This is a genomic window from Tepidisphaeraceae bacterium (assembly GCA_035998445.1).
Lineage (GTDB): Bacteria > Planctomycetota > Phycisphaerae > Tepidisphaerales > Tepidisphaeraceae > DASYHQ01.
The window spans coordinates 40,893-58,664 of sequence record DASYHQ010000045.1 but is presented as its reverse complement, the minus strand read 5'-3'; the positions used below and the strand labels follow the sequence as shown (position 1 = coordinate 58,664).

At 64.7% G+C, this 17,772-nt stretch carries 12 protein-coding genes; 7 read left to right on the top strand and 5 right to left on the bottom strand.

Going from position 1 to position 17,772, the window contains the following annotated elements:
• The first annotated feature begins 202 nt into the window (after window positions 1–202).
• A complete protein-coding gene (locus VGN72_17090) occupies window positions 203–1,789 on the top strand; it encodes an IMP dehydrogenase (GenBank protein HEV7301086.1) in 1,587 nt (528 codons plus the stop codon).
• A gap of 220 nt (window positions 1,790–2,009) precedes the next feature.
• On the opposite strand, the gene VGN72_17085 is transcribed toward VGN72_17090, so the two are convergent.
• Window positions 2,010–3,245, bottom strand: coding sequence for a Zn-dependent hydrolase (locus VGN72_17085; GenBank protein ID HEV7301085.1), 1,236 nt, complete (start codon window positions 3,243–3,245; stop codon window positions 2,010–2,012).
• 779 nt (window positions 3,246–4,024) lie between these two features.
• Here VGN72_17085 and VGN72_17080 point away from each other — a divergent pair.
• The 3 genes from VGN72_17080 to VGN72_17070 all read left to right on the top strand — a co-directional run bounded on the left by VGN72_17080 (window position 4,025) and on the right by VGN72_17070 (window position 7,784).
• Window positions 4,025–5,431, top strand: a complete 1,407-nt coding sequence (locus tag VGN72_17080; GenBank protein HEV7301084.1) for a flagellin — start codon at window positions 4,025–4,027, stop codon at window positions 5,429–5,431.
• Between the two features lie 497 nt (window positions 5,432–5,928).
• Entirely contained in the window at window positions 5,929–7,317 is a 1,389-nt protein-coding gene (locus tag VGN72_17075; protein HEV7301083.1) for an MFS transporter, read from the top strand.
• A gap of 338 nt (window positions 7,318–7,655) precedes the next feature.
• Window positions 7,656–7,784: a hypothetical protein gene (locus VGN72_17070; GenBank protein HEV7301082.1), complete on the top strand. Its 129-nt coding sequence runs from the start codon at window positions 7,656–7,658 to the stop codon at window positions 7,782–7,784.
• A gap of 530 nt (window positions 7,785–8,314) precedes the next feature.
• Here VGN72_17070 and VGN72_17065 read toward each other — a convergent pair.
• On the bottom strand, window positions 8,315–9,577 hold the full coding sequence (locus tag VGN72_17065; GenBank protein HEV7301081.1) for an FAD-dependent oxidoreductase: 1,263 nt from the start codon (window positions 9,575–9,577) through the stop codon (window positions 8,315–8,317).
• 524 nt (window positions 9,578–10,101) lie between these two features.
• Between VGN72_17065 and VGN72_17060 the strand changes: the two genes are divergently transcribed.
• Complete coding sequence (locus tag VGN72_17060; GenBank protein HEV7301080.1) at window positions 10,102–10,959, top strand: TIGR00282 family metallophosphoesterase; 858 nt, start codon at window positions 10,102–10,104, stop codon at window positions 10,957–10,959.
• A gap of 653 nt (window positions 10,960–11,612) precedes the next feature.
• Here VGN72_17060 and VGN72_17055 read toward each other — a convergent pair.
• From VGN72_17055 to VGN72_17045, 3 genes are read right to left on the bottom strand one after another with little or no spacing between them, the layout of a single operon-like run.
• Complete coding sequence (locus VGN72_17055; GenBank protein HEV7301079.1) at window positions 11,613–12,584, bottom strand: NAD-dependent epimerase/dehydratase family protein; 972 nt, start codon at window positions 12,582–12,584, stop codon at window positions 11,613–11,615.
• Between the two features lie 33 nt (window positions 12,585–12,617).
• Window positions 12,618–13,532: a glycosyltransferase family 2 protein gene (locus VGN72_17050; protein HEV7301078.1), complete on the bottom strand. Its 915-nt coding sequence runs from the start codon at window positions 13,530–13,532 to the stop codon at window positions 12,618–12,620.
• Between the two features lie 4 nt (window positions 13,533–13,536).
• Window positions 13,537–14,148, bottom strand: a complete 612-nt coding sequence (locus VGN72_17045) for a DapH/DapD/GlmU-related protein (GenBank protein HEV7301077.1) — start codon at window positions 14,146–14,148, stop codon at window positions 13,537–13,539.
• Between the two features lie 273 nt (window positions 14,149–14,421).
• Here VGN72_17045 and VGN72_17040 point away from each other — a divergent pair, with 273 nt between their 5' ends.
• Both VGN72_17040 and VGN72_17035 read left to right on the top strand, forming a co-directional pair.
• Window positions 14,422–15,204 carry a PAS domain-containing protein gene (locus tag VGN72_17040; GenBank protein ID HEV7301076.1) on the top strand — a complete coding sequence of 261 codons (783 nt, stop codon included), beginning with the start codon at window positions 14,422–14,424 and terminating at the stop codon, window positions 15,202–15,204.
• A 3-nt stretch (window positions 15,205–15,207) separates the two neighbouring features.
• On the top strand, window positions 15,208–17,739 hold the full coding sequence (locus tag VGN72_17035) for a glycosyltransferase (protein ID HEV7301075.1): 2,532 nt from the start codon (window positions 15,208–15,210) through the stop codon (window positions 17,737–17,739).
• The last annotated feature ends 33 nt before the right edge of the window (window positions 17,740–17,772 follow it).

Sequence of the window (17,772 nt, the reverse complement as noted above, 5' to 3'; positions counted from 1 at the left end):
AATGACCAATGAATGTCCAACTCCCAATGATCAAGAACAGGAAGTTCATTGGTCATTCGTCAGTGGTCATTGGGGCTTGATTGGTCATTCGGATTTGGGCATTGGTCATTCTTCCCGCCTCTCTGAACCTACGCCATCGTTGCGGCAGTGGGACCGGAACGATCATCTTGACATCCGCGCCCGCGGGCCGTAACACTGACACATGGAACACCCGAAGATCGTTCAGGACGGCATCACCTTCGACGACGTCCTGCTGATTCCCGCCCGCAGCGATTTCATCCCCTCCGACGCCGACACGCACACGCGCCTCACGCGCGGCATCGAGCTGAACATCCCGCTGATCAGCGCGCCCATGGACACCGTCACCGAGGCGGCCCTGGCGATCGCGCTGGCGCAAGAGGGTGGCATCGGCATTATCCACAAAAATCTGTCAGTTGAGAACCAAGCCCGCGAGGTTGAGAAGGTAAAGCGGTCGGAGAACGGCATCATCACCGACCCCATCACGCTCCCGCCGAGCGCGACGATCGGCGAGTGCCGGCGCATCATGCGCGAGTACAACGTCAGCGGCATTCCGATTGTCGACGAGGCAGTCGCGCTGCCCGCCGGGCCGATGTCGATCACGGCATCGGCGACGGCCGAGGGTGGTCCCGCGGTGATGGAAGCGCCCGTTCGCGCCCGCCGCGATGGCAAGGCGCCGAAGCTGCTGGGCATCATGACGCGCCGCGACCTGAAGTTTCAGGAGGACGACAACCGCCGGGTGGGCGAGGTGATGACGCAGACGAACCTCGTCACCGCGCCGGAGAACACCACGCTGGATGACGCCGAGCGCATCCTGTACCACGCGAAGGTCGAGAAGTTGCTGCTGGTGGATAAGGAGAGCCGGCTGGCGGGGCTGATCACGATGCGCGACATCGACAAGCTGCACCAGTTCCCGGCATCCTGCAAGGACAAGCGCGGCCGCTTGCGCGTGGGCGGGGCGACGGGCGTGCGCGACTTTGCGCGGGTGGAAGCCCTGATCAACGCTGACGTCGACGTGATCATCGTCGACACGGCCCACGGTCACAGCAGCAACGTGATCGAGACGGTGCGGCAGATCAAGAAGCAGTACGACATCCAGGTGATCGCCGGCAACGTCGCGACGGCGCAGGGCGCGAAGGACCTTATCGACGCGGGCGTGGACGGCGTGAAGGTGGGCATCGGCCCCGGGGCAATCTGCACGACGCGCATCGTGAGCGGCGTGGGCGTGCCGCAGGTGAGCGCGATCTTCGACGCCGTCAGCGTCGCCGACCCCGCGGGCGTGCCGGTGATCGCCGATGGTGGCATCCGTCATAGTGGTGACATCACCAAGGCCATCGCGGCGGGCGCATCGTGCGTCATGATGGGCAGCTTGTTTGCGGGCCTGGACGAAAGCCCGGGCGAACTGATCATTCATGCTGGCCGGCGGTACAAGACCTACCGCGGCATGGGCAGCATGGGCGCCATGGTGCAGGGCAGCAAAGACCGCTACGGCCAGGCGGCCGTCAGCAAGACGAGCAAGCTGGTGCCCGAAGGCGTCGAAGGCCGCGTGCCGTACCGCGGGCCGCTCGGCGACTTCGTCTATCAAATGGTCGGCGGTTTGCGGGCCGGCATGGGCTACTGCGGCACGAAGGACATCCCGAGTTTGCGCAAGAACGCCCGCTTCTGCCGTGTGAGCGCCGCGAGCATGGCCGAAAGCCACCCGCACGACATCACGATCACCAAGGAAGCCCCGAACTACTCCCTGGAACAGTCGGGGGATGGGAAGAAGTAGGATGGTTCCAATGGCAATGATGTAGGGGCAGGCCTTCGTGCCTGCCCTTCTTTTTTTTGCGTCTTTACCGTGGCATGGGCGTCTCGCCCATGCATGTAATGAGGTCAGAAGACTTTATTTGTGGCAACTGCGCGGTCGAAGGATACTGCCACCAATCAAATCTCCATTCCAATCCACGAGCATGGGCGAGACGCCCATGCCACGGTCGGAGTGCCGTACCTCATCGCTCCAAGATCCACCGCATCGTCATGTCCGCCAATCGATCCAGCGCCACCACCGACTGCTCGATGTGCTCTTCCTTCGTATCTTCGATCTTGTTGTGACTGATGCCGTGCAGGCTCTGCACGAACAGCATCACCGTCGGCACACCGGCTCGGCAGACCTCGGCGGCGTCGTGCAGCGGACCGCTGGGCAGGCGGTGGCTTTGGCCGCAGGTGGCGGTGATGGCGCGGTCGGCCAGGTCGATCAGCTCGGGGTGAAACGGGAACGGCTGAATCTGCCAGATCGGCTTCCAACTGACGTCGATCTTCTCTTCGGCGGCGATTATCTCACTGGCCGCCACGGCCTCGCGATACATCGCGGCTAAGGCATCGGCGCGAAGGTGCCGCTGGTCGAGCGTCATCGTCGCTTCACCGACGACGGCGGTCACGATGCCGGGCTTGGTCGTAACGCTGCCCACCGTGCAGACGCCGCCATGCTTCACCGCGATCTCGCGGATCGCCAGGTGCAGGCGCGACACGCCCGCCAGCGCATCGCGGCGGTGGGCCATCGGCGTCGAACCACTATGAGCGGCTTGGCCCGTGAAGGTGATCGCGTGCCGTTCGACGCCAAACGTGCCTTCGACCGCGCCCAGCGGCAGGCCCAGGCTTTCCAGCACCGGGCCCTGCTCGATGTGCAGTTCCAGATACGCGGCCGCCTTCTGCAGTTCGAAGCGCGCTTCCAAGGCCATGTGCATCTCGACGCCATGCTCGCGCGCCGCGTCGGCGAATCGAATGCCGGCCTTGTCGGTTAGATCGCGCACGTCATCCGGCACCAGCGCGCCCGATGCGGCGCTCGACCCGAACAAGCTGCGGCCGAAGCGCGCGCCTTCCTCGTCCGCCCAGTCGACCAGCCGCACCGTCACCGCCGGCGGCGTCTCCGACTCGGCCAACCGCCGCAGCACTTCAAGGCCGGCCAGCGTGTTCAGGCAACCGTCGAGCCAGCCACCGTTGGGGACGGAGTCGATGTGCCCGCCGATCAGCAGTTCCTTGTCCGACTGCCCGCGCAGCTTCGCCCACAGGTTGCCCGCGGGGTCCTGTTTCACGTCGACCGGCAACGCCGCTAGCTTGTCGCGCAGCCATTGCCGGGCGGTGGCCCACATCGGCGTGAACGCGACGCGCTGCGCGCCGTCGGCGTCGCCGGTGAGCGTGCGCAGTTCCTTCAGGTCGGCCAAGACTCGCTTGGGGTCGAGACGCATTATTGGGGGAGATGAAGTCATGAGAATCGGTTCCGCAGCGGTCGGTAAAGCGGAATTGTAGCAGGTGGACGAGAGCGGTGGGGGGTGCCAAGTTCCCGGATTGAAGAGCTGCCCACGAATGGGCACGAAGTAACACGAATAAGAAATCGTGATATCCGCTCCTCTTCCTTCGCGTCGATTCGTGCCCATTCGCGGGCCGTCCGCTCCCCCCGAAAAGGTGAACCGATGCCGGGAAGCTTCGCGTGGGACCGAAGCGGCGCAAAAATCGGGACGTGTGCGGCGCGGTGCGCAACCTCTGCGCGGGTCCGATAATGCGCCGCTCCCGCGGCTGAAGACCGCAAATCGACCGCGCAAGGGTCACGCAGCTTTCGCCCGATAATGCGCGAATTTGCCGAGCCTGCCGAAAACCACAAGCGAATATTTCATGCCCGACGATGACATCTCCGCGTGGCACGAGTTCGGACGCAACCGTCTGAACCACGGCCGGGATTTATGGGAAAGGAGAGGTCGGGCTGATACGCAGGTGCACTCGTTAAACGGCTCCTGCATGACATGCTCCCGCCTGGGAGGTACGGGTCGCGACAGACACGGATGACTCTTCGCCGCGAAGGGCCTCCCAGCGATCGGCCGGCACGATTCGACCCCTTGGTCGTGCCGGCAACACAACGATAGCTCAAGGGAAACGTTTGACGCCGCTTGCCGCGATCGGACCGATCGCGCCATTCGGCCGGGGCGCGTGCCCCGACACTTAGGATTCATCACAGTCACGGAGAGACAACATGAGCCGCATTAACACCAACGTCAGCTCGCTGATCTCGCAGCGGGTCCTCGGTAAGAACAACAGCACGCTGAACACCAGCCTGCAACGTCTCAGCACCGGTCTGAAGATCAACACCGGTGCCGACAACCCGGCCGGTTTGATCGCCAGCGAAAACCTGCGTGCCGAGAAGGTCGGCATCACGACCGCCATCGACAACGCCCAGCGGGCCAGCAACATCATCGGCACCGCCGAGGGTGGTTTGAACGAGGTCAGCAGCCTGCTGGTCGAACTTCAGGGCCTGCTGAACCAAAGCGCCAACAGCGGTGGCCTGAGCACCGAGGAACTGGCCGCCAACCAGCTGCAGGTCGACAGCGTGCTGAGCACGATCAACCGCATCGCCCAGAGCACGGCCTTCCAGGGCACGAAGCTGCTGAACGGCAACTACGACTACACGACCAGCAGCGTCGGCACCAGCGCGGTGCAGAACCTGCAGGTCAACTCGACCCGCATCCCCGACGGGGCCAACGTGTCGGTGGTCGTGCAGGTCGTCACCAGCGCCCAGACCGGCACGATCACCTACAGTGGTGGCTCGGTCAGCGGTGACACCGTCACGCTCGAGATCTCGGGCAACAACGGCACCGAACAGCTCTCGTTCGCCAGCGGCACCACCGTGTCGTCCATCGCGACCGCGATCAACGGTGTGAAGACGGCGACCGGCGTGTCGGCGGCGATCGTCGGTGGCAGCCTGCAGGTGAACAGCACGACCTTCGGCTCGTCGCAGTTCGTCGGCTTGAAGGCCCTCACCGGCACCTTCGCGCTCACCAGCACGAAGGACTACGGCGTCGACGCCAACGTCACCGTCAACGGGTCGACCGCCCAGACCGACGGCCTGCGCGTCCAGTACCGTTCCAGCAACGTCGACATCGAGTTCGACCTGGCCAAGACGGTCAACATCAACAACCAGACGAAGACGTTCGGCATCATCGGTGGTGGCGCCACGTTCGCGCTCGGCTCGAAGGTGACCGAAACCGACAAGGCGAGCATCGGCATCGCGTCGGTCAGCACCGGGTCGCTCGGCGACACGACGCTGGGCTTCCTCTCGAGCATCGGCTCGGGCGGAACCAACAGCCTGACCAGCGACAACCTGACGACGGCCCAGAAGATCTTGGACCGCTCGATCAAACAGGTCTCGGGCATCCGCGGACGACTGGGCGCGTTCCAGAAGTTCACGATCGGCTCGACGATCAACAGCTTGGGCGTCGCGTTCGAGAACGCCAGCGCCGCCGAGAGCGCGATCCGCGACACGGACTTCGCCGCCGAGACCGCCGAGATGACGCGTGCGCAGATCCTGTCGCAGGCTGCGAGCACGGTGCTCAGTCAGGCCAACTCGGCCCCTCAGGCCGCCCTGCGCCTGCTGCAAGGGTAGCAGGGCCTAGTTATATGAGGCTCGTCCGGGACTAAAGCGCGGTTCGCCGCGCGACAGCGCCCCGGGAATGCAGCCTCCAATGCGGATCTCATAGGTCCCAACGCGCGACCCCCGACTCGAAAGAGCCGGGGGTCGTTTTGTGCGCGGATTGCGGATTGCGGAGTGCGGAGTGCGGAGTGGGGGACAGTGAACGTGGCGCTACTGCACGTGTCATCCCGATGGGAGCCCTGGCGACCTGAGGGATCTCCCAAGGCCGCGAACCGTCCGTGGTTCGAGATCCCTCAGGTCGCCTTCGGCTCCCATCGGGATGACACGTGCGCTTGAGGCGACAGAGTCTGTCCGCCCGCCTTTAAGCTCCCCTAGGGATGACAGATGCGCGGGCGCAGCTGAGATGCCGTCTTCGATCGATAGGCCGTTCTTCCGAATCGCCCGTCTGTCACCTGCCCATTCCCACCGCGTTTGCAATCGCGAACTGAGCAGGCCATGATCGCCGCCGGATGACACCAGCCACCGCATCGTCGGCCGAACTTCCGATCGACCCCAACGAACGCGTCGCGCCGGCGCCCGGCGCGCGGCAGGCGCTCATCCTGCTGCTGGTCATCAACCTCTTCAATTACATCGATCGCTACATCCTCGCCGCCGTCGCCGAGCCGGTGCGCGAGGAGTTCGGGGTCAGCTACACGGCAATGGGGTGGCTGTCGACGGCGTTCCTGTTGTCGTACATGGTTACCTCGCCGATCTTCGGGTGGATGGCCGACCGGTTTCCGCGATGGGCGCTGATCGGCGTGGGCGTCATCCTGTGGAGCCTTGCCAGCGGCGCTTCGGGGCTGGCCCACTTCGCGGGGGTGCGGCTGGAGGGCTACGCGCTATTCGATCAGATCGCGGTGGTGACCGGACTGTCACTGGGATACCTGTTCTTGCTGGTCATGCGATGCCTGATCGGCGTGGGCGAAGGGGCGTACGGCCCGGTGGCGCCGACGCTGCTGGCCGATTTGTACCCGGTGGCGATCCGCGGGCGGATCATGGCGTGGTTTTACGCGGCCATTCCGGTGGGCAGCGCGCTGGGGTTCGTGCTGGGCGGCCTGTTTGCGTCGCGCGGGAACTGGCACTGGGCGTTTTTGCTGACGCTGCCGCCGGGCATTCTGCTGGGCATCTGGTGTCTGCGGATGAAGGAACCACCGCGCGGCCTGAGCGATTCGGCGACGCCGCATCGCAAGGCGACGCTGTCCGATTACGTGACGCTCGTCCGCACGCCGTCGTACGTGCTGAACTGCCTTGCAATGACGTCGTTCACGTTTGCCATGGGCGGCATCTCGTTCTGGATGCCCACCTACCTCAAGACCGAGCGCGGCCTGAGCGAAAGCGTCGCCACGCCCACGTTCGGCGGCATCGTCGTCGTGTCGGGATTGTTCGCGACCATCCTGGGTGGCATCGCCGGCGACAAGCTGCGCGAGCGCGGGTGGGGCGGGGCCTACTTCATCGTGTCGGCCGCGGGCATGCTGCTGGGCTTCCCGCTCTTGCTGTTGATGCTCGTCGTCGACTTCCCCTACGCCTGGGGCATCCTCGCGGCCGCGGTCTTCTGCCTGTTCTTCAACACCGGCCCGAGCAACACGGCCTTGGCGAACGTGACGCACCCCTCGATCCGCGCGACGGCGTTCGCGATGAACATCTTCATCATCCACGCGTTCGGCGACGCGATCAGCCCGCCGATCATTGGGTGGGTGAAGGACCACTGGAGCTTCAAGGTCGGGTTCGTGGTCGTCTCGCTGACGATCCTGCTCAGTGGCATCTTCTGGGCGTGGGGATCGATCTACCTGAAGCGCGACACCGACCGCGCTCCGCACCTGTTGGACGAAGAACAATCCACGGCACCCCGGCCTGCGTAATAGCCTCACCGGGCTTGCGCTCTGGTCCCCTCTCCCGGTACTCCGGGGGAGGGCTAGGGAGGGGGCCCGTACTGGGCGGATACGCTCTCACGCCCCCACCTTAACCCTCCCCCGGAGTACCGGGAGAGGGGATCGGACCACACACCCGGCACGTCGTTCGGCCAATCACCCCGACATTTCACACGCCGCACACGCAATCGCTACGACATTTTAGCGGCAGCCTCACACCGTCTCATCAATTTCCGTCCATAAATACGGCCGTGGTCGCTTGGCACCGCGTTTGTGATTGGTCCTGCACATACTCATGGCGGATAGTCGCCATGAAGCAGGAGAACGTTATGTTGAAGATGCTGAGCATTGCCTTCCTGGGTCTGTTCCTGACGACCGCCATTGTCGGCTGCCGCGCCGAGGCCGAGATCGACGACAACGTCGACGCCGGCTTCCAGAAGACGCACGCGAGCGCCTAACGGCCGTCACGGCGAGCGTTCGATGATGAACGCGCGCGGGTTGCGTTTAAGCTGGCCCGCGATTCAACCGATGTCACTTGGCCCGCGTGGGTCTTCGCGTGAACTTTCACCTTGCGAAGGCCCACGCGGGTTTTTTGTTGGCCAAAAGACTAGCGGACAGAACCCTTCGCGTGGCCATTTACCCGTGTCATCCCGATGGGAGCCTAGGCGACCTGAGGAATCTCGATCGGTCAAGCGATTCCCGGCCAGTCAAGATCCCTCCCGTCGCCTTCGGCTCCGCTCGGGATGACAGGTTGGATTAGTGGCCGTGAGGAGTATTGTCCGCCAGCCTCAAGTTTCCTTGAGGATGCAGCGCGAGGCCGGCAACTCCGGCCGTGGCATGGGCGTCTCGCCCATGCACGTGGTTAGGCCAAGAAATTTGATCTGTTGCTGCTGCGCGGTCGAAGCAGACTGGTAGAAACAAAATCATCTGTTCTGTTCACACGCATGGGCGAGACGCCCATGCCACGTGAAGAGGGGCCCCATCCACCTCAGCCGACGAAGCCGGCCAGCGGCTGATGGGGATCCTTCAGCGATTCTTCCCGCCCATTCACGTTCACCCGATGCCGCACCAGTTCCGCGGCGGCCGGTTCCTCGCAGTCCACGCATAGCACCTGGCACACCCGCCCGTCGGTGGCGATGCCGATCTCGATGAACCCACCGGCCGCCCCAGGCTGACCACGCACGATCCGGCGGTCCACGAACCGCGGTTCGCCGTAACCCGTTAACGCAATATCGAACACGCGCGACGCGAACGTGCTGACGCCGTCGAACCGCACGTCCTCACCGGCCATGTTCCGGCCCGCGATGGCGCCGGTGACCGGGGCGCTATCCCAGTGGTCGCTCAGCCGATGCTTGCCGAACAGCGGATCGTAAAACGCGCAGCAATCGCCGGCGGCGAAGATTCCCGGCACGTTCGTGCGGCCGGCCTCGTCGACAAGGATCGCTCGCTCGGCGGAGATGCTCGTGCCGCGCAACAACTGCTTTACGGGCGTCACGCCCATCGCGACCACGACGAAATCACAATCGACCGTCGAGTCATCCGCAAACACCGCCCGTTGAACGCGACCATCGCCGGCCAATCGCGCCAACGACAGCCCCGCCCGCACCGCGACCCCGTGGGCCTCCAGCACGCGCGTCACGTAAGCCGCCGTCGCATCGCCCGCAAATCGTCCCCAGGCATGCGGCAGGGCGGTCGTCAGCGTCACCGCGATCCCGAGTGTCGTCAGCGTGGCCGCCAGTTCCGCCCCTTGAAGCCCGGCCCCGATCACCAGCGCCCGGCCACGCCCGCGCTCGTGCGGCCGACCATCGGCCTTGGCCTTCTCGATCGCGGTGTGCAGCCGATTGGCGTCTTCCAACGTACGAAGATAGTAAAGCCCCGGCAGCTCGCTGCCCGGCACACTGATCCGCACCGCCGCCGCCCCCGTGGCGATCAGCAACTTGTCGTAGGACACGTCGCGACCATCATCCAGCATGACCGTTGCCCGGGCCGGATCGAGGTGCGTCGCCTGCCGTCCAGTGCGCAGCTGCACCCCATGCTCCGCGAACCACCCCGCCGGCTGGGTGAACAAATCCTCTCGCCGCACCGTGCCCGCGAGGTACCCACCCGCCAGCGGCCCACGCCGGTAGGGCCGGTTGATCTCTTGGCCGATTAGCAGCAAATCGCCCTCGCGATCATGCGTCCGAATCGCCTCCGCCGCCGCGCTGCTCGCGGGGCCGCCACCAATCAGAAGGTATTTAACGTGGGTGCTCATCGTGGTGCCTCTGTCTTATTGTACGCCTGCGTAGGGCGCTGTTCCCCGCCGGAATGCGCCGGGAGAGGATTGGGTGACGGTTGCCTTGGACAAATCCGGATGACGAACAGGCCATTCGCTGCTACGGCCCGGAGCGCGCGCCTACGCCAGTTGTCTCCCCCAGCGGAGCCTAAAGGCTAGCGGACAAAACTCTGTCGCCTCGCGCGCAAGTTGTCATCCCGATGGGAGCCTAAGGCGACCTGAGGGATCTCGAACCACGGACGGTTCGCGGCCTTGGGAGATGGGTCAGGTCGCCAAAGCTCCCATCGGGATGACAACTTGCGCGCGCCGCCGCCGCCGCCGCCGCCGCCGCGATCCGTAATGCTCGCATCGTCAGGCGTCCTGCCGAATCGCTCTGTCACCTCCATCACTACCCCACCTGCCCGTCGAAACGCAATCGGGATCTTCCCATTCTCCCGCCTCGCGTCACTTGGCCGCCCGGCCACCTGTCTGCGAAGCGCCAAAACCGCTATACTCCGCGACTTATGCCCGTACGAATCTTAGCGTTGGGGGACATCGTCGGCAGGCCAGGCCGGCAGGTTGTGCATGCGAAGCTGCCGGCGATCGTGCGCGAGCGCAAGATCGACCTCGTGGTCGCCAACGGTGAAAACATGGCCGGCGGGTCGGGTATTACCCAGAACTTGTTCCACAAGCTGCGCAGCTACGGCGTGGACGTCGTCACCCTTGGCGACCACGTTTACCGCAAGCTCGACATCGTGCCGACGCTGACGACCTCCGAGCGCATCGTGCGCCCCGCCAATCTCGCCGCCGACGCCGCGGGCCGGGGGTCGACCATCGTCACCACCAACAGCGGCGTGCCGGTCTGCGTGTTCGCGGTGCTGGGTCGCATCTACATGAACTTGCCGAGCGACGATCCCTTCGCCGCGGCCAATCGCGTGCTGGAACGGCTGCCGAAGCACGTGAAGGTGTGCGTTGCCGACGTGCACGCCGAGGCCAGCAGCGAGAAGGTGGCGATGGGCCACTGGCTCGACGGCCGCGTCAGCTTCATCTTCGGCACGCACACGCACATTCCCACCGCCGACGCGAAAATCCTGCCCAACGGCAGCGCCTACATCAGCGATTTAGGCATGTGCGGCCCCTACGACAGCGTGCTGGGCCGGCGCAAGGACCGCGTGGTGAAGCACATGACCACGAGCATGCCCCACAGCTTCGACGTGGCCACCGCCGACGTGCGCCTGTGCGGCGCGATCGCCGAGATCGACGAAACGACGGGCCGGGCAATCTCGATCGAACGTATCGAGGTGCAAGGCGACAACGCCGACAGCCCCTACGACATCGACGACGACCGCCCCATGAAAGCCAGCGCCGCGACCAGCGACTAGTCCGCTACTAACCCGCTGCCACCCGTTCGACGCCGACTTCGCCGTCATCCTCTTCTGTAGGACAGGCATTCCTGCCTGTCTCTCCCCCCGTATTTCTCTCCCCCCGTCTTCTGTCTCTGTCTTCTGTGGCACAGGCATTCTTGCCTGTGTCTCTTATTGTCTTTGCCCTTCTTGGTGGGACGGACATTCTTGTCTGTCTCTATTCTGTCTTGCTCATTCAGTGGGGACGGACATTCTTGTCTGCCCCGCGGCGCTAGCCGCGATCGGGGAGAGCAAGAGACGCGAAGACGCGAAGGCGCGAAGGAAGACGCGAAGAAAAACTCAGGTCGTTGCGCCATCACCACGTCAATCGCGCAGCGCCAGCGTAGAAATGGATAGCGTGTTCTTTGACAACCGAATAGCCAACGCCGCGGACATCGCCACCCGCGTCTCGCGCACCCGATGGTGCACAATGGTGCAAAATGGTGCACGAATTCGCGTTTCCGCTTACCCAAACCGCCGCGGGTTAGCGAAGCCTTGACGGGCGAACAGGGCGGCAAGAGAAGGAGTTAAACCACAGAGGCCACAGAGAGCACAGAGTCAGACAAAGAGCCGAACCACTTCCGATTGGGATTTGGTTCTTGGGACTTTGTTTGGCATTGGGGCTTGGGATTTTACATCGCTCCCCGATACCACTTCACCGTCTCCGCCAGCCCGGTCGAGAAATCGACGATCGGCTCATACCCCAGCGCCGCCTTCGTCACCGAAAGATCCGCCAGCGAATGCTTCACGTCGCCCGCCCGTTCGGGCTTGTGGACGACCTTTAGATCGGTTCGCCCAAGCAGCTTCAGCATCTCGGCCGCCAGTTGGTTGACGTTAATCCGCACGCCCGTCGCGACGTTCAGCACGGCCCCGTTCAACGGCGTCTCCGATCGGGCCGCCAGCAGGTTCGCATGCACGGCGTTGGCGACATACGTGAAGTCGCGCGACTGCTCCCCATCTCCAAAGATCACCGGCGGCTGCCCCGCGAGAATCGCCTTCGCAAACGCCGCGATGACGGCCGCATAAGCGCTGTTCGCATTCTGCCCCGGCCCGAAGATGTTGAAGTAGCGCAGCGAGACCGTATCCAGCCCATAACTGCCCGCGTACGCCCGCAACAGCGCCTCGCCCGCGACCTTGTTGGCCGCGTAGGGGCTCTTGGGCAGCACGGGCATCGTCTCCACCTTCGGCAGCACCTCACTATCCCCGTACGCCGCGCTGCTGGCCGCGAACATCACCCGCTTCACGCCCGCCTGCCTTGCCGCCTCCAGCACGTTCAGCGTGCCCCCGACGTTCACCTCCTGATACCGCCGCGGCTCCGCCACGCTCCCCGGCACGCTCCCCAGCGCCGCCAGGTGAAACACGTAATCACACCCCTCCGCCGCCCGCGCCACCGCGTCAGCATCGGCGATGGACGCCGTGATGCGGTTCACGTTCACGTTGTCCAGGTTCGCCCAAGACCCAAACGTGCCGGAGAGGTCGTCGACGACGGTGACGTTCGCGCCGTGACGCACCAGCGCCGTCGCCAAGTGCGACCCGATAAATCCAGCCCCGCCGGTGACTAAGGATCGCGTTCCACGAAAAGCATGATCAGGAATGGAGGGCACAGAATTCTCGGGTTAAGGGATAGTCGGCTCGCACTACTTTACGGATGCATCAGGCGAGGGCAATTGCCCCGCGTTGTCGGACGATGCGCCCTGACCCGCCATGCGCAGGGCCTTTAGCTTCATCGTGATCTGGTGTTCGTAGCTGGCCAGGAACAGGCAGAAGTGGAAGCCGACGACCCCGTCGCGGATGCCGAGCCGGTACAGGTACATGTACACGAACCGGGCCAGCCACTTGGCGGGCAGGCGCGGCCAGACGCGCGTCTTCAGCCAACGCCTGCGCTGGATCGCGTCGCCCCACGGCGTGGCCGTTACGGAACCATCGGAAACGCCGCGTTCCAATCGGTACATCTCCTCGGCTTCCAACGTGCTGTAGCGATTGTGCTTCGCAATGTAATCCTCAAGCCCCCGACGGTCGTAGTGCTCCATGTCGTGCTTCAGGTAGCCGACCCTGCCATCGACCACCATGTGCTCGTGTACCGCCCGCTCCTCGTAACGAGCCTTGCCACGACGAAACAGCCGCAGGTTCCAACTGGGATAGTAGCCGCAGTGGCGGATTCGCTTTTCAAGGAAGATGAAGTAGCGATTGACGAAGTAGCCCGTCTCCTCTGTCGTCGGCAAGTTCGTCACGCCGATCAGTTCCTCTCGCAACTCGGGTGTCACCACCTCATCGGCATCCAAGATGAAGATCCACGGCGACCGGAACGGCAGGTTGTCCAACCCCCAGTTCTTCTGCTTCGCGTAACCTTCCCACGCGTGCGGAACGAACGTCGCGCCGAACTTCTCCGCTACCTCGCGTGTGGCATCGGTCGACCCGGAGTCGAGCACGAACACGTCATCCACCCAACCCGCCACGCTCGCGAGCGTATAGGGGAGATTGATTGCCTCATTCTTGGTGAGGATCATGATCGCAACGGCGGCGCGTTGGGTGGCTGGGACGGTGGGGGGCATGAACTTAATCCTGTTTCGCTGCGGCGGGGGGCACGTCTGACTCGCGTTGCACGCCGGCCGTCTCGCCGCCACGGGAGAACGGACGATCTTTGATTACCTTCGCCGGGTTGCCCGCCACTACGGTCCAAGGCGGCACGTCGCGAACGACCACCGCGCGAGCGCCAACCACCGCGCCGTCGCCGATCGTCACTCCTGGGCCGATGAATGCCCCGGCGGCGATCCATACGTCGTCACCGATGGTAATCGGCGTGCGGATCAGTGGATACGACGACTTCGTGTAATCGTGAGTGCCGCCGCAGACGTATACGTCCTGCGACAGCACGCTGCGCTGCCCGATGGTCAGCTGGCCAAGGTTATAGAGGATGACGCGCGGACCAACTGAAACGTCTTCGCCCATGGTCAGATTCCACGGCATCTCAACCCATGTGGACCCATGCACCTCCACTCTGCGGAACCCCGAGGCCCCAAACCACCTCAATAGGGTCGACCGCAGGACGCGGAACCGTTTCCAGCTGATCTTCCAGACGCTTGCCCAGACGATGCGCCAGAGCAGGCGCCCCAGGTAAACGCCGGGCGAGTAAGGCCACCTCGCGGGACGTGCATCGCCTTGAGTCATACGCGTCCCTTCCTAACGTTGATATCGTCCAGTGAGGCGCCTCTCCGGTCCATTAGCTGATTAAGATCAACATTGGTTTGGCGGAAGATGACGCCAACGACTACGCGGCGCAAGTTTTAAGGGGGATGCGTCAAAAGTGTCAAATCTGGACCGGCCGATAGGCGTGACCGCGTTGTCGCAACTTTCCTTTGATGCGTTTAAGATCAATGTTGATCAAGCAACGTTCGCGGGACGCACGTAAGGCGATGGAAGGGGTTGTATCGGAGACCGTCGATGAGAATTGATCCGGCTGATATCCGCCGATTCGGCGTCGTCATCGCGACGGTTGGGCTGGCGCTGGCCATCTGCCTGTTCAGTCCCACGCTGCAGCAGCGCGGCGCATTCATGCTCTTCTTGGCCGCGGTGGCGATCTCCGCATTTTACGGCGGGGCCAAGCAGGGGCTGTTCGCGATCGCATTGTCCGTGCTTGCCGGGGCTTACTTTGTGCTGACGCCGGCCAATTCGATCTCGATCCTGAACGTCGAAGACATGACCCGCCTGATCGTGTTCGTCCTGGTCGCGACGCTGTTGATCTGCCTTCAGGTCTCGCGCGAGCGCGCCGAGCGGTCGCTTCGGGAAAGTGAACAAAGGCTATCGGTCGCGCTGCAGGCCACCAAGATGGGCGTGTGGGACGCGAACCTGCGGCGCGGCGACTTCTGGTGGTCGCCCAGCCTGGAGGAAATCTTCGGCCGCGCGCCCGGCCAGTTCTCGCAGACCTACGAGGGGTTCTACGGCTACGTGCATCCCGAGGACCGCGACTTCGTCAGTCGAGCCGTCACGCGGACGGTCGACGAGGGCACCGATTACGAGATCGAACACCGCATCGTGCGCCCCGATGGCACCGTCCGCTGGATCAACACCCGCGGGCGCATCTTGTACGGCGACGCCGGCGCGACCGACCGAATCGTGGGCGTGGCCCAGGACATCACGGAACGCAAGCTCGCCTCGGGCCATCTCGTAGCGTCCGAGCCGCACGCGAGCCAGCAGAATCATCAGGGCCAGGCCATCCATCAATAACCCGTGACCGTTGCCACCCTAGCTTCTTCTGCCCCGTCGGTCGCGCCCCCGCGCGGCCTGCGGGTATTGCACGTCATCCCCTCGATCGACCGACGCAGTGGCGGCCCGCCCGTCGCGTTAGGCGGTCTGGCACAGGCCGAGGCGGCGGCCGGCCTGTCGGTGCACGTCTGCTCAACCTATGCGGCCGATCACAACCTGGACATGGTCAGCGAGCTGCGCCGACACAACGTGCAGGTGACGCTGATCGGGCCCGCGACCGGTAAGCTCAACCGCCATCCCGACCTGAAGCGCATCCTTGAGGGCGCGATCAGGCAGGCGGACGTCGTCCACATCCACACGCTCTGGGAGGAAATCCAACATCAGGCCGCCCGCATCTGCCGGCGCATGGGCGTGCCGTACGTGGTCGCGCCGCACGGGATGCTCGACCCCTGGAGCCTGCGACAGCGGTGGCTGAAGAAGAAGCTCTACATGATGCTGCGCCTGCGGCGCAACCTGGATGGCGCGGCCCTGCTGCATTACTGCAGCGAGACCGAGCGCGATCTGGTCAGCCAGCTGGACCTCGCATCGCCCGCAGCCGTGATCGCCAACGGTTTGGACCTCAGCGAATTCCAAGAACTTCCCCCGCCGGCGCAGTTCCGCGACTCGTTTCCCGAGATCGCCGGGCGTGACATCGTGCTGTTCCTGAGTCGCCTGCACCCGAAGAAGGGGCTGGACCTGCTGATCCCCGCCTTCGCTGCCGCGAAGCTGTCCAACACCGTGCTGGTCATCGCCGGCCCGGCCGCCGAGGGATATCTGGCCGAGGTGAAGCGGATGGTCCGCGATCAGGGCATCGAAGGCTCCGTCATCTTCACCGGCATGCTCTACGGCCGCGACCGCATCGCCGCCTTGGCCGCAGCCGACCTGTTCGTGCTGCCCAGCTATCAGGAGAACTTCGGCATCGCCGTCATCGAATCGCTGGCCGCCGGCACGCCGGTCGTCATCTCCGATCAGGTGAACATCCACCCCGAGATCGCCGCCGCCCAGGTGGGCGCGGTGGTCTCGACGCAGGTGAACGCCGTCACCAGCGCGATCAACAAGTGGATGGGCGATCCCGCGCTTCGCCAGCAGACCGGCGAGCGCGCCCGCCAGTGGGCCACGCAGCAGTACGACTGGCGCCACATCGCCGCCCTCTGGCGCGATCAGCTGATGCCGCTGGCACGCGAGGCGCGGCCGATCGCCCCCCAATCTCAAGCCGCCCGCGCCGTTGCGGACAATGCCTCAGCCGTGCCGTTGCCCGTGCGACCGTCGCCCGCGACCCATCCCGATCCCGTCTCCCGCGCCGCTGCCCAGCAACCGGCCGATGCGTCGAACGCGGCCGCGCCGTCCACCCACGTGCTGCACGTCATCTCGACCCTCGACCTCGCCGGTGGCGGCCCGCCGGCCGCGCTGGCCGGGCTCACGCGGGCCCAGGTGAAGGCGGGCCTGAAGGTCTCCGTCGTCTCCAGTTGGACGGGCCGCACCCACCCCGTGCTGGCCGAACAACTGCGCGAGGCCGGCATCGACGTTACGCTCGTCGGCCCCACGTTCGGCCGCCTGCAGCAACACCCGCGCATGCACGCGACCATGGACCGCCTCGTCGCCGCCGCCGACATCGTGCACATCCACGCGCTCTGGGAGGAAGTCCAACACCAGGCCGCCCGCGCCGCCCAGCGGCACGGCAAGCCCTACCTCATCCGCCCCTGCGGCATGCTCGACCCTTGGAGCCTTCGCCAGAGCCGCTTGAAGAAAAAGATCTACATGGCCTGGCGCCTGCGCCAGAACCTCCAGCGCGCCACCGCCATCCACTTCACCAGCCAGACCGAGGCGGAACTGACCGCGCCCCTGGCCCTCGGCGCGCCGCCGATCATCGAGCCCAACGGCGTCTCGCTATCGGAATTCGAGGAACTGCCGCCGCCGGGCGCGTTCCGCTCGCGCTACCCGCAACTCGATGGGAAGCGGATGGTCCTGTTCCTCAGCCGCATTCATCATAAGAAGGGGCTGGACCTGCTGATCCCCGCCTTTGCGCAGGCGAACGTGAAGGACGCGGTGCTGGTGCTGGCCGGCCCCGACCACGACGGCTACGGCCTTACGCTGCGCAGCGAGATCGTGCGCCTCGGCATCGAGGACCGCGTGATCTGGACCGGCATGCTCTACGGCCGCGACCGCGTCGCCGCCTTCGCCGACGCCGACCTCTTCTGCCTCCCCAGCTATCAGGAGAACTTCGGCATCGCCGTCGTCGAGGCCCTCGCCGCCGGCACGCCGGTCGTCATCTCCGATCAGGTCAACATCTGGCAGGAAATCCAATCCGCCGCCGTCGGCGGCGTCGTCCCGATGCAAACCGACGCCCTGGCCGCCGAACTGCAACGCTGGCTGCAGGACGCCAGCCTCCGCAACGCCGCTGCCGCCAAGGCGGCGGGTTTCGTCCGCGATCGGTTCGACTGGCAGGAGATCGCCAATCGCTGGGTGGGGCGGTATGCGGAGTTGCGTCGTGTGACCTTCAACCGTTCCACTGGATGACAGCTTTCAAACGCGGATATCGCGGCCGTCCCT